This is a genomic window from Nocardia sp. NPDC058640 (assembly GCF_042716995.1).
Taxonomy (GTDB): Bacteria; Actinomycetota; Actinomycetes; order Mycobacteriales; family Mycobacteriaceae; genus Nocardia.
In genome coordinates, this window is sequence record NZ_JBHXRG010000015.1 from 1 (window position 1) to 19,981 (window position 19,981).

At 67.9% G+C, this 19,981-nt stretch carries 23 protein-coding genes; 12 read left to right on the forward strand and 11 right to left on the reverse strand.

Annotation, left to right across the window (positions count from 1 at the left end):
* Positions 1-151 precede the first annotated feature (151 nt).
* From ACFWU5_RS17565 to purH, 3 genes are read left to right on the forward strand one after another with little or no spacing between them, the layout of a single operon-like run.
* Entirely contained in the window at positions 152-1,657 is a 1,506-nt protein-coding gene (locus tag ACFWU5_RS17565; RefSeq protein ID WP_379267936.1) for a DUF6350 family protein, read from the forward strand.
* A gap of 57 nt (positions 1,658-1,714) precedes the next feature.
* Complete coding sequence (purN, locus tag ACFWU5_RS17570; protein WP_379267998.1) at positions 1,715-2,374, forward strand: phosphoribosylglycinamide formyltransferase; 660 nt, start codon at positions 1,715-1,717, stop codon at positions 2,372-2,374.
* On the forward strand, positions 2,367-3,932 hold the full coding sequence (gene purH / locus ACFWU5_RS17575; protein WP_379239784.1) for a bifunctional phosphoribosylaminoimidazolecarboxamide formyltransferase/IMP cyclohydrolase: 1,566 nt from the start codon (positions 2,367-2,369) through the stop codon (positions 3,930-3,932). Before purN ends, purH begins: the two co-directional genes overlap by 8 nt.
* Positions 3,933-3,982: 50 nt before the next feature.
* Here the strand turns inward: purH and ACFWU5_RS17580 are convergent, their stop codons facing one another.
* The 5 genes from ACFWU5_RS17580 to rpmB form a co-directional block, all read right to left on the reverse strand.
* On the reverse strand, positions 3,983-4,420 hold the full coding sequence (locus ACFWU5_RS17580) for a hypothetical protein (RefSeq protein WP_379267937.1): 438 nt from the start codon (positions 4,418-4,420) through the stop codon (positions 3,983-3,985).
* Between the two features lie 85 nt (positions 4,421-4,505).
* A complete protein-coding gene (gene rpsR, locus ACFWU5_RS17585) occupies positions 4,506-4,763 on the reverse strand; it encodes a 30S ribosomal protein S18 (RefSeq protein WP_379239787.1) in 258 nt (85 codons plus the stop codon).
* A 27-nt stretch (positions 4,764-4,790) separates the two neighbouring features.
* Positions 4,791-5,096 carry a 30S ribosomal protein S14 gene (gene rpsN / locus ACFWU5_RS17590; RefSeq protein ID WP_379239788.1) on the reverse strand — a complete coding sequence of 102 codons (306 nt, stop codon included), beginning with the start codon at positions 5,094-5,096 and terminating at the stop codon, positions 4,791-4,793.
* The gene (gene rpmG, locus ACFWU5_RS17595; RefSeq protein WP_378913387.1) at positions 5,096-5,266 is read right to left on the reverse strand and encodes a 50S ribosomal protein L33; all 171 of its coding nucleotides are present in this window, start codon (positions 5,264-5,266) and stop codon (positions 5,096-5,098) included. The genes rpsN and rpmG overlap by 1 nt, the downstream gene beginning before the upstream one ends.
* A gap of 9 nt (positions 5,267-5,275) precedes the next feature.
* Positions 5,276-5,512, reverse strand: a complete 237-nt coding sequence (gene rpmB, locus ACFWU5_RS17600) for a 50S ribosomal protein L28 (protein WP_379238964.1) — start codon at positions 5,510-5,512, stop codon at positions 5,276-5,278.
* Positions 5,513-5,615: 103 nt separating this feature from the next.
* On the opposite strand from rpmB, the gene mrf reads away from it, so the two are divergent.
* Both mrf and rpmF read left to right on the forward strand, forming a co-directional pair.
* Positions 5,616-6,914, forward strand: coding sequence for a ribosome hibernation factor-recruiting GTPase MRF (mrf, locus tag ACFWU5_RS17605; protein WP_379267938.1), 1,299 nt, complete (start codon positions 5,616-5,618; stop codon positions 6,912-6,914).
* Between the two features lie 3 nt (positions 6,915-6,917).
* Positions 6,918-7,091 (forward strand): 50S ribosomal protein L32, encoded by a 174-nt coding sequence (gene rpmF, locus ACFWU5_RS17610; RefSeq protein ID WP_379267939.1) that lies wholly within the window; start codon positions 6,918-6,920, stop codon positions 7,089-7,091.
* 174 nt (positions 7,092-7,265) lie between these two features.
* Here rpmF and ACFWU5_RS17615 read toward each other — a convergent pair whose 3' ends face one another.
* From ACFWU5_RS17615 to ACFWU5_RS17640, 6 genes are all read right to left on the reverse strand, one after another.
* A complete protein-coding gene (locus ACFWU5_RS17615; protein ID WP_379267940.1) occupies positions 7,266-7,490 on the reverse strand; it encodes a hypothetical protein in 225 nt (74 codons plus the stop codon).
* Positions 7,491-7,992: 502 nt separating this feature from the next.
* Positions 7,993-8,769 (reverse strand): hypothetical protein, encoded by a 777-nt coding sequence (locus ACFWU5_RS17620; protein WP_379267941.1) that lies wholly within the window; start codon positions 8,767-8,769, stop codon positions 7,993-7,995.
* Positions 8,762-9,376 carry an ATP/GTP-binding protein gene (locus tag ACFWU5_RS17625; protein WP_379240924.1) on the reverse strand — a complete coding sequence of 205 codons (615 nt, stop codon included), beginning with the start codon at positions 9,374-9,376 and terminating at the stop codon, positions 8,762-8,764. Before ACFWU5_RS17625 ends, ACFWU5_RS17620 begins: the two co-directional genes overlap by 8 nt.
* On the reverse strand, positions 9,366-9,737 hold the full coding sequence (locus ACFWU5_RS17630) for a DUF742 domain-containing protein (RefSeq protein WP_379239796.1): 372 nt from the start codon (positions 9,735-9,737) through the stop codon (positions 9,366-9,368). Before ACFWU5_RS17630 ends, ACFWU5_RS17625 begins: the two co-directional genes overlap by 11 nt.
* Positions 9,738-9,743: 6 nt before the next feature.
* Entirely contained in the window at positions 9,744-10,148 is a 405-nt protein-coding gene (locus ACFWU5_RS17635) for a roadblock/LC7 domain-containing protein (RefSeq protein WP_019049250.1), read from the reverse strand.
* Complete coding sequence (locus ACFWU5_RS17640) at positions 10,145-12,973, reverse strand: ATP-binding protein (protein WP_379267942.1); 2,829 nt, start codon at positions 12,971-12,973, stop codon at positions 10,145-10,147. Before ACFWU5_RS17640 ends, ACFWU5_RS17635 begins: the two co-directional genes overlap by 4 nt.
* Before the next feature lie 323 nt (positions 12,974-13,296).
* Here ACFWU5_RS17640 and ACFWU5_RS17645 point away from each other — a divergent pair, with 323 nt between their 5' ends.
* The 7 genes from ACFWU5_RS17645 (at position 13,297) to ACFWU5_RS17675 (ending at position 19,703) form a co-directional block, all read left to right on the forward strand.
* Positions 13,297-13,983 (forward strand): response regulator transcription factor, encoded by a 687-nt coding sequence (locus ACFWU5_RS17645; protein ID WP_379239798.1) that lies wholly within the window; start codon positions 13,297-13,299, stop codon positions 13,981-13,983.
* A gap of 9 nt (positions 13,984-13,992) precedes the next feature.
* Entirely contained in the window at positions 13,993-15,444 is a 1,452-nt protein-coding gene (locus ACFWU5_RS17650) for an ATP-binding protein (RefSeq protein ID WP_379239799.1), read from the forward strand.
* Positions 15,445-15,542: 98 nt separating this feature from the next.
* The gene (locus ACFWU5_RS17655; protein WP_379267943.1) at positions 15,543-17,012 is read left to right on the forward strand and encodes a trypsin-like peptidase domain-containing protein; all 1,470 of its coding nucleotides are present in this window, start codon (positions 15,543-15,545) and stop codon (positions 17,010-17,012) included.
* Positions 17,012-17,554, forward strand: coding sequence for a molybdenum cofactor biosynthesis protein B (locus tag ACFWU5_RS17660; protein WP_379239802.1), 543 nt, complete (start codon positions 17,012-17,014; stop codon positions 17,552-17,554). The genes ACFWU5_RS17655 and ACFWU5_RS17660 overlap by 1 nt, the downstream gene beginning before the upstream one ends.
* Complete coding sequence (locus ACFWU5_RS17665) at positions 17,551-17,772, forward strand: hypothetical protein (protein WP_379267944.1); 222 nt, start codon at positions 17,551-17,553, stop codon at positions 17,770-17,772. Before ACFWU5_RS17660 ends, ACFWU5_RS17665 begins: the two co-directional genes overlap by 4 nt.
* Before the next feature lie 524 nt (positions 17,773-18,296).
* On the forward strand, positions 18,297-18,977 hold the full coding sequence (locus ACFWU5_RS17670; RefSeq protein ID WP_379239804.1) for an MspA family porin: 681 nt from the start codon (positions 18,297-18,299) through the stop codon (positions 18,975-18,977).
* Positions 18,978-19,043: 66 nt separating this feature from the next.
* A complete protein-coding gene (locus ACFWU5_RS17675) occupies positions 19,044-19,703 on the forward strand; it encodes an MspA family porin (RefSeq protein ID WP_379239806.1) in 660 nt (219 codons plus the stop codon).
* Positions 19,704-19,981: the final 278 nt, after the last annotated feature.

A 19,981-nucleotide genomic window follows, 5' to 3' on the forward strand; every position in this document is an offset into this window, starting at 1 on the left:
TTGCGGGGGCCGCTTTTTTTTTTTATCCCACAACATCTGTCTCGGCCCGCGGGGTTGTCTTTGGGGGGGGTCCGCCCCCCCCCCGTCCCCCCGGGGCCCCCGCGGCGCGCCTGACCCGCGGCCGCCGGGGAAGCTGCCACGCTGAATCGTCATGAGCTCCCGTAACTCCCTCGTGCGCCGGACCTCCGGGTCACGCGGCGCAGGGGAGGCAGTCTCGCCACCACCGTCGGGTCCCGAGCAGGCCTGGTGGTCGCTGTCGCCCGAGCGGGCACGGACCCTGCTGTTGGTCGCGGCCCGACCCACCATCTGCGCCCTGGCGGCCACGGTGCTGCTCGTGCTGGTGGTCATGCTCACCACCGGCACCGATCTCAACAACGCGCCCGCCGCGGTCGCCGCCACGTGGCTTGCCGCCCATCAGATTCCGCTCACCGTCGGCCGGACCACGCTCGGCCTGCTCCCGCTGGTGCCCACCGCCGTGCTGGTCTGGTTGGCCGCTCGCGAGTGCGCACGCGCGGTGCCCAAGCGCCCGACGCCGGTCGAACTGGGTTGGTTGGCCGGTGCGGTGCTGGCCGGACCGATGCTGATGACCGCGGTGTGCCTGGCGGTCACCGGCGATGCCGCGGGCGTCACGCCGCTGGAATCACCGGGTCCGGTCTCGGCTTTCGGCTGGGTGCTGGTGCTGTATCTGGGCGCGGCCGCCGCGGGGATCGCGAGTCGAGCATGGGGTTCGCTGTACGCGCTGCTCCCGATCGAGATCCCGGAATGGGCGGTGCTGGGCGCCCGCGCCGCGCGTCGCACCGTGTTGCGGATGCTCGGCTGTGCGGCGCTGGCCACCGTGATCTCGTTCTTCACTCATCTTTCGCGTCTGGACGACGCTTTCCGGCAGGCCCACAACGTCACCGACGTGCTCGGCATGGTCCTGGTGTCGCTGCTGTACCTGCCCAATGTGGTGATCGGCGCGGCCGGAATCCTGTGCGGGGCAACGGTGCTGTTCGGTGCCGGATCGGTCGGTCTGTTCGGGGTGACCGGCGGTCATATGCCCGTGCTGCCCGCGTTGATCCCGGTGCCCGAAGGCCCCGCGTCGGTGTGGTGGTCGGTGCTGCTGCTGGTGCCGCTGGGCGTCGGCGTGCTCGCCGGGATCGAACTGGGCCGCACCAGCGACGACCGTCCCGGCGCGCCGTGGGCGACACTGACCTGCGCCGCATTGTCCACGCTGACGTTCCTGGTGCTGGCGATTCTGGGCAGCGGTCAGCTCGGTGCCGTCGGCTGGGTCGGCGTCGATCTGCTGATGCTGGTCGTGCTGATGATCACCTGGCTGGCCTTCGGTGGTTTCGTCGGCATGGTGTTCGCCCATCGGTTCCTGGCGCCGACCGAATCGCCCGCCGACTACGACGAGTACGAGACCGACGAGTACGCCGAGGATGACGACTACGACGACGATGACGACTACGACGACACCGACGAGTACGACGACGATCCGGTCGAATACCACGATCCCGCAGTCGAAGTCGACGGCGAACTGGTCGAGGACATCGACGACGACCTCGAAGTGAGCATCGCCGCGCCGGGCTCCGAAGCCGAACCCGCCGACGACATCGTCGACGTCGAAGTGGTCGAGTCGGACCTGCCGGATCAGGACAAGACCCCCGGTCGCTAAGCTCGACCCGGCGCCTATCGCCCCCGCCGCCACCCGATCACACGCAGGAGTAGAGCGCTGACGTCCTCGTTTGCCCCGTGGAAGCCCGCCAGAAACCCGGCCACCGTCGTCGTGCTGGCCTCGGGCACCGGCTCGCTGCTCAACGCGCTGCTGGCCGCCGCGCGCGAGCCCGGGTACCCGGCGAAGATCGTCGCCGTCGGCGTCGACCGCGTCTGCCAGGCCACCGACCACGCCGAGACCGCCGGAATCGAACACTTCCGTGTCGCGGTGCAGGACTACCCCGACCGTGCCGCGTGGGACCTCGCGCTGACCGAAGCCGTCGACGCCTTCGCGCCCGACCTGGTCGTGTCCGCGGGCTTCATGAAGATCGTGGGCCCCGCGTTCCTCGAGCGTTTCGGCGGCCGATTCATCAACACCCATCCCGCGCTGCTACCCGCGTTCCCCGGCGCGCACGGCGTGCGTGACGCACTCGCCTACGGCGCCAAGGTGACCGGCACCACCGTGCACCTGGTCGACGGCGGCGTCGACACCGGTCCCATCCTCGCGCAGGAGGCGGTCGCAGTACTGCCCGGCGACGACGAGGACACCCTGCACGAGCGCATCAAGGTTGTCGAGCGACGGTTATTGGCGCAGGTCATCGCCGCCGTCGCGACGCGAGGCATTGTCTCCGACGGACGAAAGGCAGAAATACCAGTGAGCGAGCACGCCGGTGAGTGAACGTAAGGCGATCCAGAGGGCGCTGGTCAGCGTCTACGACAAGACCGGGCTGATCGAGCTCGCCACCGGGCTGCACGCCGCCGGTGTGGAGCTGGTGTCGACCGGGTCGACCGCGGGCAAGATCGCCGAGGCCGGGATTCCGGTCACCAAGGTCGAGGATCTGACCGGGTTCCCGGAGACCCTCGACGGGCGCGTCAAGACGCTGCACCCGCGCGTGCACGCAGGCATCCTGGCCGACACGCGTCGCGCCGAGCACGTCGATCAGCTCGTGGAGCTGGGTGTCGAGGCGTTCCAGCTGGTGGTGGTGAACCTGTACCCGTTCACCCAGACCGTGGCCAGCGGCGCGAGCGTGGACGAGTGCGTCGAGCAGATCGACATCGGCGGGCCGTCGATGGTGCGCGCCGCCGCGAAGAACCATCCGTCGGTGGGCGTGGTCGTGGACGTCACCGATTACGACGACGTGCTCGCCGCGGTGAAGTCCGGCGGGTTCACCCTCGCCGAACGAACCGCGTTGGCGGCCAAGGCCTTCCAGCACACCGCGAGCTACGACGTGGCCGTCGCGAGCTGGATGGGCTCGGTGGCCGTGCCCGCCGTGGCCGAGGAAACCGAACAGTTCCCGGACTGGGTCGCCGGTTCGTGGGAGCGCGCCGCGGTGCTGCGCTACGGCGAGAACCCGCACCAGGCCGCCGCGCTGTACACCAGCAACGACGGCACGGTCGGCATCGCGCAGGCGAAGCAGTTGCACGGCAAGGAGATGTCGTACAACAACTACACCGACGGTGACGCCGCCTGGCGCGCCGCGTTCGACTTCGACGAGCCCGCCGTCGCGGTGATCAAGCACGCCAACCCGTGCGGCATCGCCGTGGGTGCAGACATCGCCGAGGCGCACCGCAAGGCGCACGCGACCGACCCGGTCAGCGCCTACGGTGGCGTGATCGCGGCCAACCGTGAGGTCAGCGTCGAGATGGCCGAGCAGGTCGCCGAGATCTTCACCGAGGTCATCATCGCGCCCGGCTACGCGCCCGGTGCGGTGGAAGTGTTGCAGCGCAAGAAGAATGTGCGCGTGTTGGTGGCCGAAGCGCCGCAGCGCAAGGGTGTGGAGCTGCGTCCGATCAGCGGCGGTGCGCTGCTGCAGGACCGTGACGTGCTCGACGCCGCGGGCGACGACCCGGTCAACTGGACCCTGGCCGCGGGCGACCCGGCCGACGTCACGACTCTCGCCGATCTCGAATTCGCCTGGCGTGCATGTCGTTCGGTGAAGTCGAACGCGATCCTGCTCGCCGAAGACGGCGCAGCGGTCGGCGTGGGCATGGGGCAGGTCAACCGCGTGGACTCCTGCAAGCTCGCCGTCGAGCGGGCGGGGGAGCGGGCCAAGGGTTCGGTGGCCGCCTCCGACGCGTTCTTCCCGTTCTCGGACGGCCCGGAGATCCTGGTGGCCGCGGGCGTGCGCGCGATCGTGCAGCCCGGCGGTTCGATCCGCGACGCCGACACCGTCGAACTGTGCAAGGAAGCCGGCGTCACCCTGTACCTGACGGGTGCCCGCCACTTCGCACACTGAGCGTAGACCGGGTGCCGCGCCGAATCACTCGGTGCGGCACCCTTTTTCGTCTATGCGGCGTCGAATACCTCGCGGTCGCCCAGCGGGGAATCCAGGGTGATTTCGAGGGTTCCGAGGACCATGTTCATGGTGCACATCTTGTTCACGGAGTCCGCTCGGGTGCCCGAGCGTAGGGCGACGGTGACCGTCTCGGGGGTTTCGGTGACGGTGGCGTCGACGGCGAAGCACTCCGGATTACCGGTCTCGAAGTTGACGCCGATCTTGTTCTCGCCCAGGCGATTCCAGGACGTGAAGGGAATCGGGTGCGGGTTGACGAGGGTGGGATCGGCGGTGAGCGGGGTGCGGATGCTCGGGTTGGCGTCCTCGGGGCGAAGGTCGGTCTGAACCGGTAGGATCGCAGGTTCATCCGAGGTCGCGCAGCCGGACATGGGTGCGATCAGCACGCCGAAGGCTGCCGCGGCGAGGGTGTAGCGCGACATCGTTCTCATGGTCTCGACCCTAGCCCGCGCGACCCCGGGGGCGCAGACGACAGTGGCCCCGAGGCAACTTGCCCGGGGCCACTTCTCGACGGTCCTACTTGGTGGTGGTGAAGGGCAGCAGCGCCATCTCGCGCGCGTTCTTCACCGCCACAGCGACCTGACGCTGCTGCTGCGGGGTCAGGCCGGTGACGCGGCGGCTGCGGATCTTGCCGCGATCGGAGATGAACGTGCGCAGCAGGTTGACGTCTTTGTAGTCGACGTGGGTGATGCCCGCGGCGATCAGCGGGTTCTTCTTCGGCTTGCGCCCCTGATCGGCGCGTGCCTTCTTGGACGGTGCTCGCTTCACAGCCATGGGATATTCCTTCTCACGAGGGTGTCTCTACCAGCTCGATTTGTGGACCCCGGGGAGCTCGCCCCGGTGGGCCATCTCGCGCACACGAATCCGGGAGAGGCCGAACTTGCGAAGGTAACCGCGAGGTCGACCGTCTGCAGCGTCCCGATTCCGCAATCGTACCGGACTGGCATCGCGCGGCTGTTTGCGCAGTTCGGCCTGTGCGGCGGCCCGATCGGTCTCGCTGGTGCCCGGTTTACGGATGAGCTGTTTGAGTTCGGTGCGTCGCGCGGCGAACCGTTCGACGATCTCGCGCCGCTGTTCGTTGCGGGCGATCTTGGACGTCTTGGCCATCAGCGCTCCTCGCGGAAGTCCACGTGCCTGCGCACGACGGGGTCGTATTTGCGCAGGATCAGCCGGTCGGGGTCGTTGCGGCGGTTCTTGCGGGTGACGTAGGTGAAGCCGGTGTCCGCGGTGGACTTCAGTTTCACGATCGGTCGGATATCGGTGGACTTCGAGGCCATGCTCAGCTCCTAGATCTTGTCTCCACGGGCGCGGATGCGGGCTACGACAGCCTCGATCCCGTCGCGGTCGATGGTCTTGATGCCCTTGGCGGAGACCGTCAGCGTGACGCGGCGGCCCTCGCTGGGCAGGTAGTAGGTCTTGTGCTGGATGTTGGGGTTCCAGCGTCGGTTGGTGCGCCGGTGCGAGTGCGAGACGGCTTTTCCGAAGCCGGGCTTGCGACCGGTGACCTGGCAGTGGGCCGACATGCGACCTCCTTCCATGGTTATGACAACCATTTTCGACAACGATTATTCCGCACTGTACAGTCGCCGTCAGGTAAATGAAAATCATTGTCGAAAGGGGTATCGGGTGCTGGACCAGACAGACCGGAGAACGCCCGTGGTGCTGCTGGCCGGATTCGCCGGACCCGCCATGGACGGCGTCGAGCACATCGCGGCGACGCTGAGCCAACAGCCGGGCACCGTGGTGGTGCACCACGACCTCGCCGAGCTGCGCGAAGGCGTGGTGCGTCGCACGGTGCGCACCGCGGGTAACTCCACGACGACCGTGCTCGAACTGGCGCACGGGTGTGTGTCGTGCACGCTGCGCGCGGATCTGCTGCCGATGCTGTGCACGCTGGCGGCTCGCGAGCACGTCACGCGGGTGGTGCTCGCGCTGGATCCGGGCATCGAGGCGGAGGCGCTGTGCCATGCGATCGAGAACGTCGTGGTCAGCGGGGTCGCGGATCGCGTCGACGGACCCGCGGGACGCACGGTGCGGATCGAGGCGGTATTGACCTGCGTCGAGGGACAGCAGTGGCTCGCTGACGCCACCGGCGACGAGGTCCTCGCCGATCGCGGCCTCGCTTCGGCCGATGACGAGCGCACGGTCGCCCAGGTCGCCGTCGGCCAGGTCGACTTCGCCGACGCGCTGGTCGTGCTCACCGCGGGGTCCGACGCGCTCGACCACGAACGCCTCGAAGCCGTGCTGACCAGGCTCGCCCCCGGTGCGCCGGTCGCGTGGTTGCCCGAGCTTTCCGGCTTCGACGCCATCGAGATCGGCGCCCTGCTCACCCGCGTGCTCGAGGACTCCCGGCGCGGCCGGATCTTCGACGCGCACGCCCCGCTGCTGCGTGGCCAGCCGCCCCTGAACACAGACTGTGGTGTCACGCTCGTCGAATTCGCCGCGCGCCGACCATTTCACCCGGCCCGCCTGCACGAAGCGTTGGACGTGCTGCTCGACGGCGTGGTCACCGCGCGCGGAAGGGTCTGGCTGGCAACGCAACCCGATCAGGTGGTGTGGCTGGAATCCGCGGGCGGCGGGCTGCGCGTGGGCGGCGCGGGTCGCTGGCTGGCCGCGATGACGGCGCAGGAACAGGCCGCCGCGGACCCGACTCGGCGGGCGATGGCCGGATTGGGATGGGACGACCGATTCGGTGATCGCGCGGTGTCGCTGGTGATCCTGGCGCACGACGCCGATCCCGCCGAGATCCGGCACGCCCTGCACTGGGCGTTGGTCGAGGACGACGAGCTGCTGCTGGTCGACCACGCCCCCGAACGAGTCGCGTTGTGGGAGGACCCCTTCGGCGACTGGCACGAAGAACCCTGCGCCGATCCCACCGAGGCCACGGCGTCGGCGAGCGAGCGCACCAACCGGAAGGAAGGCTGAATCATGGCGGTCCCCAAGCGCAGAATGTCGCGCTCGAACACGCGAAGCAGGCGCGCCCAGTGGAAAGCGGAAGTCCCGCAACTGGTCCAGGTCACTGTTGCCGGCGTCGAATATCGCGTCCCGCGACGGATCATCAACGCCGTTCGCAAGGGCATGATCGACCCCGCCCGCCTCTGAATGCGACGATGGCCTGCCAGGAATCCTGACAGGCCATCGTCGTGTCTCTACGTTCTGGGTTTGCGGCCCGCCTCGGATCCGAGGGGCGAGACGGAACGCCGAAGGCGCAGTATCGCCCCTCGGATTCGAGGCAACCGGGGGCCGCAAACCCCGCGGCGCCAGCCGCTGAAAGACTCAGCCTTCGCGCTCTGCGAGCTTTACGAGGGTGGCGGCGAGCTGGAAGAACTTGTTGTTGCCCAGGTCGGCGATGGTCTTGATCTTCAGCGCCTCGAGCAGTTGTTTGTCGTGGGCCTCGTTCAGGCCTGCCAGCGCCGAGGGGGGCGCGGCGAGAATTTCCGCGAGCGTCTTGTCTTCGAAAGCCTTGTCGAGGACTTTGTCGAGCACCACTGTGACGGCCATGCGAACTCCTTCGAACGAACCTTGGATGTGCCGGGCGAGACGAATGCGCCCTGCAGCGACCATAACTCGGTTCCGGCGCTCGTGGTGGGGTTCGGTGGGGTCGGCGGTATGTTCTGGACGGTCGGCTGTCCAGGGGTCTTGCGGTGGCACTGTTGTGCCTGCTCAGAGCCATGAGAACCGGTCCGGGGCTATCACCCGGTTAACGGTGTGATGCACACCACTTGGCGCGAACGTCCCGAACGGCTTGCGGAAGGTTTGCTGACAAGCGAATTACCAACGACCGGTTTGTTTTTCGCCACAAGAAAATTCCTGAACGACTGATGCGCAGTCGTTCACGGGTATGTACTCTCATGCGGGAGGGCGGGTTCTCCGAGTTGGGGGAACCCGCCCATCGCCACTTCAAGGGCGGTTTTTCCGCAGATCGCCGCAGGTCGGCAGCCCTCGACACAGCGGGGCGGAAGACCGGAAAGATCCGGACAAACCGGACGTTAGCTGGTTGCCCTCAGTAGGCCGAAACCGGCTGCCGCGGTGCCGCCGCCGCCTCGCGTCGATCCGGCGCCACCAGCACCGCGGTGATCGGCACCGTCAGACCCAGCGCACCGATCACGAACATCGGGAACACCAGATCGAACAGCGGCATCCCGGTCGGTGTCCGGATACCCGGATCGATCGAGAACCTCAGCGCCGCGACCGCCGTGTAGTACACCGCCGCCACGCCCATCGCGAACAGCACCGACATCACCACCCGCAAGGCCACCCGGCGCACCACGTGCGAAACCCACAGCGTCGCAGTGGACACCGCCATCGACACCAGCAGCGCCGCCCCGATCAGGCCCAGCGACTGGTCGACAGTGCCCTGCACCGCGACCGCGTCCAAGGTCAGATAGGTCGACAGACCCACGCTCAGACCCATCGTCAGCCCGCCGACGATCAGCCGCGGCACCTGCAGGGTCCGGCCACTGATCAGCAGTCCGGCCAGCACCCCGACCACCGCGATGGCCGCCGCCGCCGTGCCCAGCGCCACGTTGTAGCGCATGGCGCTGTCGTTGACCCGCATGGCAAGCAGCGCCACCGAATTCGCCAACCACAGCCCGACCCCGCCCAGCGAGACCGCGGCCATGGTCAGCCACAACAGCCGGTACTTGATCGAATACTTCCCGTGCCGGATGCAGGCGAACGCCACCAGCGCGCCCAGCGCCGACAGGTCAAGGGCCAGCCAGGCGATGCCGGTGCCGTGCGCGAAAGTCTCGGCACCGGTCGCGGCGAACAGATCAGGCACGCCGTGCCGCCCCTTCCAACTGCTGCGGCTCCAGCTGGGCGATGGCGTACTCGGTCACCGCCGCCAGCGCCTGACGGACCTCGACGGCATTGCGCGCGTCGATGTCGACGATCGGAATGCCCTCGCGCACCGACAACGCTTCGCGCAGTTCGGCGATGGGGAAGCGGGGCGCGTTGGGGAAGCGGTTCACCGCGATCAGGAACGGCAGCCCGCGCGCCTCGAAGAAGTCCACGGCGGCGAAACTGTCTTCCAGCCTGCGGGTATCGATCAGCACCACGGCACCGATGGCGCCACGGATCAGGTCGTCCCACATGAACCAGAAACGCTTCTGGCCCGGCGTGCCGAACAGGTACAGCACCAGGTTGCCCGGCAGCACGATGCGACCGAAGTCCATGGCCACGGTGGTGGTTTCCTTCTCCGGCGTCTCGGCGAGATCGTCGATGCCGTCGGAGAAATGGGTCACCATCGCCTCGGTGCGCAGCGGCACGATCTCCGACACCGCACCGACGAAAGTCGTTTTGCCGGCGCCGAATCCACCGGCGACCACGATCTTGGTCGACGCTACCCGTTGTTCCGGTGTCGGCGGGCGTGTGCCATCAGAGGCCACGGAGTCCACGCAAAGTCCTCTCCATCAGTGATCGGCGTTCGTCATAGCTCGCCTGCTCGGTCAGCGTCGAATGCACTCGAAGGATCCCGCCCACTACGAGATCGCCGATCATCACCCGGACCATACCCAGTGGGCGTCCCAGGTATGCGGCTATCTCGACGACAGACAGCCGATGTGTGGCCAGACGCACGATTTCGATCCGCAGATCGCCTGCGGACCACTCGTTGTTCGCGGTATAAGCAACCGTTTCCACGACCGCTTCCAGGGGAAGGGCGATCGCGGGTTCGGTGCGGCCGGAGGTCAGGGCATAGGGCCTGACCCGGGTAGTCGGCCGTTGGTCGGATCCGTAAGGGCTCGACATCTCACCTCAGCCGGCGGAGCGGGCGGTGGCGGTGACCGCCGAGCCCACTCGGTCAACGAGCAACGCCATCTCGTAGCCGATGCGGCCGATGTCGTGACTCTTGTTCGCCAGAACCGCCAGGTGCGAACCGTTTCCGACGCTCATCACCAGCAGATAGCCGCGCTGCATCTCCACGATCGACTGCATCACCTTGCCGCCGTCGAATAGATGCGCGGCCCCCATCGACAGGCTCGCCAGACCCGCGGTGACCGCGGCCAGCTGCTCGGCGCGATCCGACGGCAGATGCGGGCTGGTGGCCTGCAACAGTCCGTCGGCGGACACGAGCACCGCGTGCGAGACGCCGGGAACATCGCGGGTGAAGCGGGCGACCAACCAGTTCAGATTCTCGTCTGTGGGGTGCGCGTTGCTCATTCGAGGCCTCCGTCGTTGTACTGGATCTCGGCACGACCGCTGCGGACGCCGCTGAGATGTCTGGTCAAGTTGTTGCGGATCTCCTCGGGATCGCGATCGCCCGCCTCCTCGGCCGGGTGCAGACCACCCGGAACGAGTTGGGCGCCCGGTTTGCGTATCGGCAAGCCGCCGACAGTGCGTGAGGACGTGGGCGGGTGGTCGGCCTCCGCGGCCGCGGTCCAGCCCGCGTCGCCGGGGGAGCTCCAGGCGGCGCCGTTGCCGTAGGATTCGGCAGCGGCGGTGGTCGGTTCGACCAGCCATTCCGAGACCATCCGCTGGTAGATCGGGGTCGGTGCGGGACCGGCGACCGGCTGCAGCCGGAGGCTGGTGGTCGGCGAGGGGTCGACCTCGGCGGCGCGCGGAGCCGGTTCTCGCGGTTCGGGTTCGCGCGGTTCGGGTTCGGGCCGTTTCGGCTCGGCTACCGGCGAAGGTTCGACGGCCGGCGAGGGTTCCGCGGGTGCGGCGAGCCCGGCCAGTGCCGACGCGGGGATGCGACGGGGCAGGTCGAACGGACGTGCGTCGGCGGGCGGGCTCGGCACCGGGAGATCGTCGGTGTCGTGCTCGTGTTCGGCCCACATGCCGACCGGCTTCTCGTCTTCGACCGGCACCGGTTCCGACGGCGGCGCGGGCACCGCGGCCGGAACACGTTGCGGCAGGCCGACGCTGGTCAGCGGGGTTCTCGGGTAGTCCGAGCTCGCCCCGTTGGATGGTGCCGGAACGGGCGCGAACAGCGGCGAGTTCGGCAGATTCAGGCTGGTCGCCGGGCTCGCCGGAGCCGGCACCAGCAGGTGCGGACCGGTGGCCACGATCGGGTTCGGGCCGGTGATATCGGCCGGAGTCAGCGCGTACGGGCCGATGCCGGTGGGCGCGATCGGGATCGGGCCCGAGGACACCAGCGGATTCGGACCGGTGGCCGGTGCCGACGACACCGGCGGCGCGGGCGCGACCAGGGCGCTGGGCAGGTGCACGCTGGCGGTGATGCCGGGCTGCGGTGTCGCACCGTTGGTGCGCCGCAGACTGACCGTGATGGTGTGCCGCTTGGCGAGCCTGCCGACCACGAAAAGACCCATCCGACGGGCAGTTTCGACGGTGACCTCGCCACCCGACGCCAGCCGCTCGTTGGTCGTTTTCAGTTCGTCGGCCGACATGCCCAGGCCCCGGTCGGTGATCTCGATCAGGTACCCGCTGTCCACCGCCCGGCCGACGATGACCGCCACCGAGGTGCTGGGCGGGGAGTAGCGCAGCGCGTTGTCGATGAGCTCGGCGAGCAGGTGCTCGATATCGACCGCGGACTCACCGGCCACGACACCGTCGGGCACATTGCCGATCTCGACGCGCTGGTAGTCCTCCACCTGCGAGACCGCGCTCCACAGCATGTCCGACAGCGGCACCGGCGGCAGGTGACCGCGGCGCAGCACCGTGCCCGCCAGCACCAGCAGGTTGTCGCCGTTGCGGCGCATGCGGGTGGCGAGGTGGTCCAGGCGGAACAGGGTCTGCAGCCGCGACGGGTTGTCCTCGTCGTGCTCGAGTTCCTCGATCAGCGACAGCTGCTGTTCGACCAGCGACTGGCTGCGCCGCGACAGCGTCTCGAACATGTTGCCGATCTGCAGGCGAAGGCGCGCCTGGTCACCGGCCAGATTCAGGGCCTGCTCGTGGATCTCGTCGACCGCGCGAGCCAGCTGACCGATCTCGTCGGTGGAATGGATACCCACCGGGGTGATCTCCGGTGTGGCGCCGCCACTGCGGACCACGGCCAGCTCGTCGGGCAGCTTCACGTGCGCGACCTCGAGCGCGTCGCGACGCAGCCTGCGCACCGGCACCACCAGCGTGCGGGCCACGGCCAGCGCCAGCGCCAGGCCCGCCAGCAGCATGCCGAGAACCAGGGTGGTCTCGCGCAGGGCCGCGGTCTGGGCGGTGGCGGTGTTGGAGTCCAGGGTGTGGTCGATGTTGTCCAGCAGCGCGGAGATGGTCGAGGAGTAGGTGTCGGCGCTGACCTGCAGGGTGTTCAGCACCGCGGCATTGGTGGTCGGGTCGCCGTTGTTCTGGCTGAACACGCTGATGCGGGTCTGCACCGCGTCCAGCAGCGCGGCCATGCTGCCCGAGTGTTCGGGCAGGATCATGCCGTAGGTCTTGATCATGTTCGCTTCGGAACCGAGCTCGACCAGCATGCGCGAGCGCGCGCTCTGACTGCGACCCGATTCGGGTGAGACCACCAGCGTGCGTTCGCGGGTGAGCACGCGGCGGGCCTGGTGCAGCGAGGTCAGCTGCAGGAAGTAGCGCTGCACGGTGAAGTCCTCGACCTGGGGGGTCTTGGACAGCGCGTTGCCGATGCGCTCGCCGATCTCGTCGGTCTGCTCGCCGACCATGGCGGGCGATCCGCCGCGCACGGTGTTGCGCAGGGTGGCGCCGGTGACGGTGGCGGCGGTGAGTTCACTGGCCACCGCCGGGTCGATGCGGGCGGTGCGCAGCGCGCTTTGCACCTCGGCCAGTGCCTGGTCGTACGTGGTGAGCGCGGCGTCGGTCTGCGGGTCGGCGATGGCACCCCAGTTGGCGGTCGCGGCGACGGCCAGTTGCTCGGTCGCGGTGGCGAATTTGATGACGGGACGGATGACGGTTGCCTGTTCGGTGGCTGCGCTGAGCTGCGTCATCGTCTGCAGTTCGTTGTTGATCCGCAGCACGGCGAAGGCGGTCGCGAGCATCACCGGCAGCACCAGCACCACACCGACCTTGCGCGTGACCGACCAGTTGGACAGGCTGAATTGCCAGGAGCGCGATGCAGGTTCCATCCGCGTGCGTTGCCTCTGCTTCCACGTGTGACCCCGGCCCGCGCGGGGAGGTCGCGGAGCGATGCGAGCGCAGAACCAACTGGAGGTCTTCTTTTACCGCAGGAAAGATACCGTGCTGGGTGGGCAACGGCAATCCGGGCGGCACCTTGGATAATTCTCCGAATAGCCCGTGACACAACGACGATTCGCGCGATTTTGTCAAGACCTACAACGGATCTCCCGAAGTGCTGTGCGTTGACACCTGGGCGGCGTGCGCGCAACACCTCGACGCGCCCGGCGGTCCTCTCAGTGCGTTCTCAGTCGATCACGGCAAACTACAGCGCATGCGCATTCTGGTAGTCGACGACGATCGCGCGGTGCGGGAATCACTGCGCCGGTCACTGAGCTTCAACGGCTACACCGTCGACCTGGCCGTAGACGGTCTGGACGCACTGGAGAAAGTGACCGCGGCCAGGCCCGATGCCCTGGTCCTGGACGTGATGATGCCGCGCCTGGACGGCCTTGAAGTGTGCCGCAGGCTGCGCAGCACCGGCGACGATCTGCCGATTCTCGTTTTGACCGCACGCGATTCGGTGTCCGAACGCGTGGCCGGACTGGACGCGGGCGCCGACGACTATTTGCCCAAACCTTTCGCGTTGGAGGAATTGCTGGCGCGTTTACGGGCGCTGCTGCGTCGGCGAACACCCGATCCCGGTGAGGATTCCGAGGCGATGGTGTTCGCCGATCTGTCGCTGGATCCGGTCACCCGTGAGGTTTCGCGCGGCGAACGCGCGATCAGCCTCACCCGCACCGAGTTCTCATTGCTCGAGATGTTGATGGCCAATCCGCGTCGCGTGCTGACTCGCGGGCGAATCCTGGAAGAGGTCTGGGGCTACGACTTTCCGACATCGGGCAACGCGCTCGAGGTCTACATCGGCTATTTGCGACGCAAGACCGAGGCCGACGGCGAGCTGCGGCTGATCCATACCGTGCGTGGCGTGGGCTACGTGCTGCGCGAGACCCCTCCGTAGGCGGGCGGCATGGCTGGGAAGGAACCCGTGGTCGCCGTTCTCGGCAGGCCGTTGGACGCGAGCGAGATGCGTCCGCCGACGCCGTTGACGCGGTCGGTGTCGTTGCGCTGGCGCGTGACATTGCTGGCGGCGTCGGTGGTGCTGATCGCGGTCGCGCTGACCTCGATCGCCGCCTACGCGATGGTGGCGCGGGCGCTGTACGCCGATGTCGACGGCCAGCTCGAGGCCCGCGCGGCCACCATGATCAACAACAACTTCGAGACCGCGGGCTTCCAGTCGATCGTGCTGGCGGGGCTGTTCTCCAACGATGTCGGCGTCGCGCTGATCTACGCCGGGCACAAGCCGTATATGCCGCCCCAGCAGACGATTCCGCCGGTCGGGGCGCAGGAACTCGCGGTCGCCGACGGCAAGATCAACTCCTCGCTGCGCACCGTGGGTGACCAGCGGGTCTTGGCCGCGCGCACCAACAGTGGCGCGACGCTGATCATCTCGCAGAAGCTGTACCGCACCCGCGAGGTGCTCGACCAGCTGGCCTGGCTGCTGTTCGTGGTCGGCGCGTGCGGCGTCGTGCTCGCGGCCGCGGCGGGCACCGCGGTGGGTCGCACCGGTCTTCGCCCGATCGCCCGGCTCACCGCGGCGACTGAACGGATCGCGCGCACCGACGACCTGACCCCGATCCCGGTCACCGGCGACGACGAACTGGCCTCGCTCACCGAGAGTTTCAACACGATGCTGCGGGCGTTGACCGAATCACGCGACCGTCAGCGTCGCCTGGTCGCCGACGCGGGCCACGAACTGCGCACCCCGCTGACGTCGCTGCGCACCAACATGGAACTGCTCATCGCGTCGGGCCGACCGGGCGCACCCCAACTGCCCGACGAGGACATGGCCGAATTGCGTGCCGATGTGGTCGCGCAGATCGGTGAGCTGTCCACGCTGGTCGGTGACCTGGTCGACCTGGCCCGCGAGGACGCACCCGAAACCGTCTACGAGCGGGTGGATCTGGGCGAAGTGGCCGAGCGTGCGCTCGAGCGTGCCCGGCGCCGACGGGTGGGCATTACCTTCGAGGCCGATCTGGCGCCCTGGTTCGTCTACGGGCACGAGGCGGGCCTGGAAAGGGCCGTGCTCAACGTGCTCGACAACGCCGCCAAGTGGAGTCCGCCCGACGCGGTCGTGCGGATCAGCATGCGCCCGGTCGGACCCGGCCTGATGGAACTGGCCGTCGGCGACGCGGGCCCCGGCATCCCCAGCGGCGAACGCGAGCTGGTGTTCGAACGCTTCTACCGCACGACATCCTCGCGATCGATGCCCGGCTCCGGGCTCGGGCTTGCCATCGTCAAACAGGTGGTGACCAAGCACGGCGGCACCATCGCGGTGGACACCTCCGACCGCGGCGGCGCGCTGGTGCGCATCGTGCTGCCGGGCGAAGCGCCCACCCTGCTCGACGAATCCGAACCCTAGCGAGCACCGCCGGAGTCTCGGCGAACTGATAGTCCGATCTCAGGCCCTTCTCAGTAGCCGAAGCGAAGCTGGTCCGCAAGCGTGAGGAGACAGACACCATGACCGACGATCCCCAGCAGCACCCCGCCGACCGTCCCGTCGACGGGCACCCGGAGACGTCTGCCGAGACAGTCGGGCAGCCAGGCGCATCCGACCGGTCGGAGGCAGCCACTGCGCAGGGGCCCGCTGGTTACGGCGGGCAGGCCCCGTTCGGCGGGCAGCAGGCGCCCTTCGGGGGTCCTGCGCCGCACGGCCACTCGTCGTTCGGTGATCAGCATCAGCAGGGTCCGGCTCCCCACGGTGGTCAGGCGTCGTATCCGCAGGGCCCTGCGCCGCACGATCCTGCGACACAGGCGTTCGGGGCCGCACCGCAGGCATTCGCTACCGCGTCGCAGGGATTCGGTGTCGCGCCTGCTCCGCAGCGAAAGCCGGTGCGGCTGGGGCTGATTGCGGGTGCGGCGGCGTTGGCGCTGGTCAGTGGTGGTATCGGTGGCGTGGTCGGGGCGATGGCCACCGACTCCGCTTCGACGCCGGTGACCAATGCGCTCGAGGTGCCCAAGCCCGAGGTCAACAATGTCGCCAACGCGCCCGCCGGATCCACGCAGGCGGTCGCGCAGCGGGTGTTGCCCAGTGTCGTGATGATCAAGGTCGCGGGTGCCAGGGCTTCCGGGGAGGGTTCCGGGGTCGTGTTGTCTTCCGACGGGCTGATCCTGACCAACAATCACGTCGCCGCCGGTGCCGGTTCCGCGGCGAAGATGGAAGTGGTGTTCAGCGACGGCAGCACCGCGCCCGCGACCATGATCGGCGCGGATCCTGTTTCCGACCTGGCCGTCATCAAGGTCACCGGCAAGACCGGGCTCACGCCGATCGAACTTGGCACCTCCGACGGACTGGCCGTTGGTCAGCCGGTGATCGCGATCGGCTCGCCGCTGGGCCTTGCGGGCACGGTCACCACCGGCATCGTCTCCGCGCTCAATCGCCCGGTCTCCACCAGCGGCGAGGGCGCGCCCAGCCAGGTCAACCCGGTGATCGACGCGATCCAGACCGACGCCGCGATCAATCCGGGCAATTCCGGCGGCGCGCTGGTCGACGGGCAGGGCAAGCTGATCGGCATCAACACCGCCATCGCCAGCCTGGGCGGCGAGGCCGCGGGCGGCACGCAGAGCGGTTCGATCGGTCTCGGCTTCGCGATCCCCGTGGACCAGGCGCGTCGCGTGGCCGACGAACTGATCAAGACCGGCCACGCCACCTACGCCCAGATCGGCATCAAACTGCGCCCGCAGGACACCGCCGCGCGCGTGCTCGAAGCCACCCCCGACGGACCCGCCGCCAAGGCCGGCATCCCGGCCGGCGCGGTGATCACGCGACTGGACGACCGTCCCATCGATTCCGGCGACGCGCTGATCGCAGCCGTCCGCTCCCACCAGCCAGGAGACAAGGTGAAGGTGACATACACCGACGAACAGGGCGGTAACTCCAAGACCGTCGAGGTCACGCTGACCGCCGCGGCAGCGGAAGGCGGCCGATGATGCGATCGAACGCGAGTCTGTCGTGCGTAGGCGCTACGGTGATGACCATGGACATCGATGCTCCCGTGGCAGGGCGCGCACTGGTTGTTGTCGTCGACGATCGGACGGCGCATGGCGGCGTCGATTCGCTCGGCCCGCTCGTGACCGAACTGCTCAACGAGGCCGGGTTCCTCGTCGACGCGTCGGTGACGGTGCAGGCCGACGAGGTCGAGATCCGCAACGCCCTCAACACCGCGGTGATCGGCGGTGTCGACCTGGTGATCTCGGTCGGCGGCACCGGCATGTCGCCGCGCGACGTCACCCCCGAGGCCACCGCGCAGGTGCTGGATCGGGAACTGCCCGGAATCACCGAGGCGTTGCGCGCGTCGGGCCGGGTGGCGGGCTCGCTGGACGCGGGTCTGTCGCGCGGTGTGGCGGGCATTTCCGGTAGCACGCTGGTAGTGAACCTGCCGGGTACCAGGACCTCGGTGCGCGACGGCATGTCCACGCTGGGTCCGTTGGCCAGCAAGGTGATCGGCGAACTGTCCGGTCTGGACGAATGACCTCACACCCCGACGACGCGGTCCCCGGCTCGCAGGATTCGAGCCGGGAAACCGCTGCGGCGCAGGAGCTTCGGCGCAAGTCGGCCGAGGCCGCGCGGCTGGCAAGGATTTTCGGCGAGGTGCTGCCCGAAACCACCGGCGACGAGCGCGGCGAGGGCTCGCGCGGTGGTGATGTAGACGAATGGTTACGGTCGCAGGTGCCACCGCATCATGGGTGATTGCGCCGTTATCTACGTAGCAGCTACGTAATAGCGACCCCCGCGGAAAGGTGTTTCCGCGCCTTCGGTGCAATGCCGACAAATACTCGAGACCACGCGAAAGCGTGGTCTTTTGTCGTTCCAGGGGTCGGATCGTTACCTGCGAGGCACTTCTGTCTATCCCCCTTGACGTGATGTACTCCAACGGTATTAATGCACGTCAAACCATGTGGCGATGTACGAATATGTGGGTGGGTTCACAGTGAAATTTACGAACACTTTCATTGCCGGGTCCCCTGACGGGCGTTTAATGTTCGCCATTGAGCCACCAACTATCGGTACTCGCAGAACTCTCAACTCTGTGCGTTGAACCACCCGGTGGAGCCCCGGCTCGGGCTCATCACACCGGCCCCGCCGTATCGTCGAAATAACAGTTAGTTACGTAACGGCAACAAAGGGGCGACACACTGAGCGAGGCCTGTGAGGGCCACTTTGTCCGGTCTCGAAAGTCGAGATCGGCTGTTAGACACCTGATGAGGGGAAGTATGAGCGAGAACCGCACCACCGGTGTGCGCCGTGGCGCACGTGCCGCGGGCGTCGGCGCTGCCGCGGCAGCCATGGCCTTCGGCCTGCTGTCGACCGGTGCCGCCAACGCCGATACCTTCGTGCCGTTGCCGGACGGCCAGAAGGTCAGCCCTGCTGGCGTGACCATCACCCGCACCCATGAGTCCGCGCTGATTTCGCCGTCGATGGCCGCCAACGGCGCGGGTCGCGTCGTCTGGGTCTCGGGCACCGCCATTGCCGAAGTCACCGAAACCCCCGAGGGCGAGGTCGGCCCGTGGAATGGCCCGACCGGCCGTCCCGGCTCCAACAACTCCTCCACCCACGGCGCCTCGCAGCTGAACACCGGCTACATCGTCGGTTGCCAGGTGAGCATCGCCGATGACGCCATCGGCGCGGGTGTCTCCGGTGGTGTCAGCACCAGCGGCGTCTCCGCGGGCGGCTCCATCGGCGTCAACCTCGGCCCGGGTGAAGTGAAGTTCGTGCAGATCACCTCGAAGGACATCCTGAAGGCCGGCACGTACGCCATCGATTACCAGGACGCGGAAATCGAGATCCAGGGCTGCGCCGGCTACGCGCAGGCTCGGGCGTACACCGTGGTCGAGATCATCGGCAACAACTACTCGAAGACCACCCTGTACGGCGCGCCGTTCAGCATCGGCTGACGTCTTTCGATCCGGCACGAATCTTCTTCTCGCTGCGGCGAACTCAATCCTCGAGGGACAAATCCTATGATCAACCGTAAGTTCATGGCGAAGGTGGCGGGCGTCAGCGCTGCGGCCACCGTGGCCGTCGGCCTGTTCTCGACGGGCGCGGCCAACGCCGACACCTTCGTTCCCCTGCCGGGTGGACACATCACCAAGGTGCTGTCCGACGGCACCGTCGTCGACATCGCCCTGGTCGGCGAGTCCGCTCTGATCAGCCCGTCCATGGGTGCCACCCCGGTCCACCGCAACGCGTGGGTCTCGGGTAGCGCTCAGGTGTCCGTCTCCGACGGCGGCTCCGGCCGGATCGTCCCGGGCTACACCGTGGGTTGCCAGGTCAACATCGCGGGCGGCGGCGTCTCCGGCGGCGGCGACGTGGGCTCCGACTGGGAAGGCAACGTCGACGCGGGCGTCAACTCCGGCGGCGAGCTGTCGCTCGGCCCCGGCCAGGCAGCCACGTTCAAGATCCTCGACCGCGAAATCGCGGACGACTTCGGCAGCGAGGCACACAGCAGCTCGAACCGTTTCAAGAACGGCTCCGGCTCGGTGACCTGGTCCGACACCACCATCGGCCTGACCGGCTGCGCCGGCTACGCGCAGGCGCGTGCCTTCGTGTCCGTCGAGGTCGAGACCGACAACGTCATCTCCTGGGTGACCCTGTGGGGCGCTCCGTTCAGCCTCGGCTGATCTGTTCGCATCCCCAACTAGACGGGTCGGTCGCTTCACGCGACCGGCCCGTTTTGTTGTGTCTTCAACGATGTAGCGCTGGACATTACGGTCCCGTCTCACTATGTTGAACCCGAATCGACTGCTCACGCAGCCGGAGTCACCATTGCGTTTCCGTTCGCCGATCGGCTGAGCTCGCGCCGGTCCGGTGACGACAAGATCCTCGATCCACCTCCCGGCAGGGCGTCTACGTCCTGTTGCCAGCGGTGCCATGTCCCTTGCGACACACCCCAGCTGGG

What these genes read in the sequence shown, in the direction of transcription:
- ACFWU5_RS17565 (WP_379267936.1), top strand. Translation starts at nt 152, where the DNA reads ATGAGCTCCCGTAACTCCCTCGTGCGCCGGACCTCCGGGTCACGCGGC.
- ACFWU5_RS17580 (WP_379267937.1), bottom strand. Translation starts at nt 4,420, where the DNA reads ATGAGAACGATGTCGCGCTACACCCTCGCCGCGGCAGCCTTCGGCGTG.
- rpsR (WP_379239787.1), bottom strand. Translation starts at nt 4,763, where the DNA reads ATGGCTGTGAAGCGAGCACCGTCCAAGAAGGCACGCGCCGATCAGGGG.
- rpsN (WP_379239788.1), bottom strand. Translation starts at nt 5,096, where the DNA reads ATGGCCAAGACGTCCAAGATCGCCCGCAACGAACAGCGGCGCGAGATC.
- rpmG (WP_378913387.1), bottom strand. Translation starts at nt 5,266, where the DNA reads ATGGCCTCGAAGTCCACCGATATCCGACCGATCGTGAAACTGAAGTCC.
- rpmB (WP_379238964.1), bottom strand. Translation starts at nt 5,512, where the DNA reads ATGTCGGCCCACTGCCAGGTCACCGGTCGCAAGCCCGGCTTCGGAAAA.
- rpmF (WP_379267939.1), top strand. Translation starts at nt 6,918, where the DNA reads ATGGCGGTCCCCAAGCGCAGAATGTCGCGCTCGAACACGCGAAGCAGG.
- ACFWU5_RS17615 (WP_379267940.1), bottom strand. Translation starts at nt 7,490, where the DNA reads ATGGCCGTCACAGTGGTGCTCGACAAAGTCCTCGACAAGGCTTTCGAA.
- ACFWU5_RS17630 (WP_379239796.1), bottom strand. Translation starts at nt 9,737, where the DNA reads ATGTCGAGCCCTTACGGATCCGACCAACGGCCGACTACCCGGGTCAGG.
- ACFWU5_RS17635 (WP_019049250.1), bottom strand. Translation starts at nt 10,148, where the DNA reads ATGAGCAACGCGCACCCCACAGACGAGAATCTGAACTGGTTGGTCGCC.
- ACFWU5_RS17640 (WP_379267942.1), bottom strand. Translation starts at nt 12,973, where the DNA reads ATGGAACCTGCATCGCGCTCCTGGCAATTCAGCCTGTCCAACTGGTCG.
- ACFWU5_RS17645 (WP_379239798.1), top strand. Translation starts at nt 13,297, where the DNA reads ATGCGCATTCTGGTAGTCGACGACGATCGCGCGGTGCGGGAATCACTG.
- ACFWU5_RS17650 (WP_379239799.1), top strand. Translation starts at nt 13,993, where the DNA reads ATGGCTGGGAAGGAACCCGTGGTCGCCGTTCTCGGCAGGCCGTTGGAC.
- ACFWU5_RS17655 (WP_379267943.1), top strand. Translation starts at nt 15,543, where the DNA reads ATGACCGACGATCCCCAGCAGCACCCCGCCGACCGTCCCGTCGACGGG.
- ACFWU5_RS17660 (WP_379239802.1), top strand. Translation starts at nt 17,012, where the DNA reads ATGCGATCGAACGCGAGTCTGTCGTGCGTAGGCGCTACGGTGATGACC.
- ACFWU5_RS17665 (WP_379267944.1), top strand. Translation starts at nt 17,551, where the DNA reads ATGACCTCACACCCCGACGACGCGGTCCCCGGCTCGCAGGATTCGAGC.
- ACFWU5_RS17670 (WP_379239804.1), top strand. Translation starts at nt 18,297, where the DNA reads ATGAGCGAGAACCGCACCACCGGTGTGCGCCGTGGCGCACGTGCCGCG.
- ACFWU5_RS17675 (WP_379239806.1), top strand. Translation starts at nt 19,044, where the DNA reads ATGATCAACCGTAAGTTCATGGCGAAGGTGGCGGGCGTCAGCGCTGCG.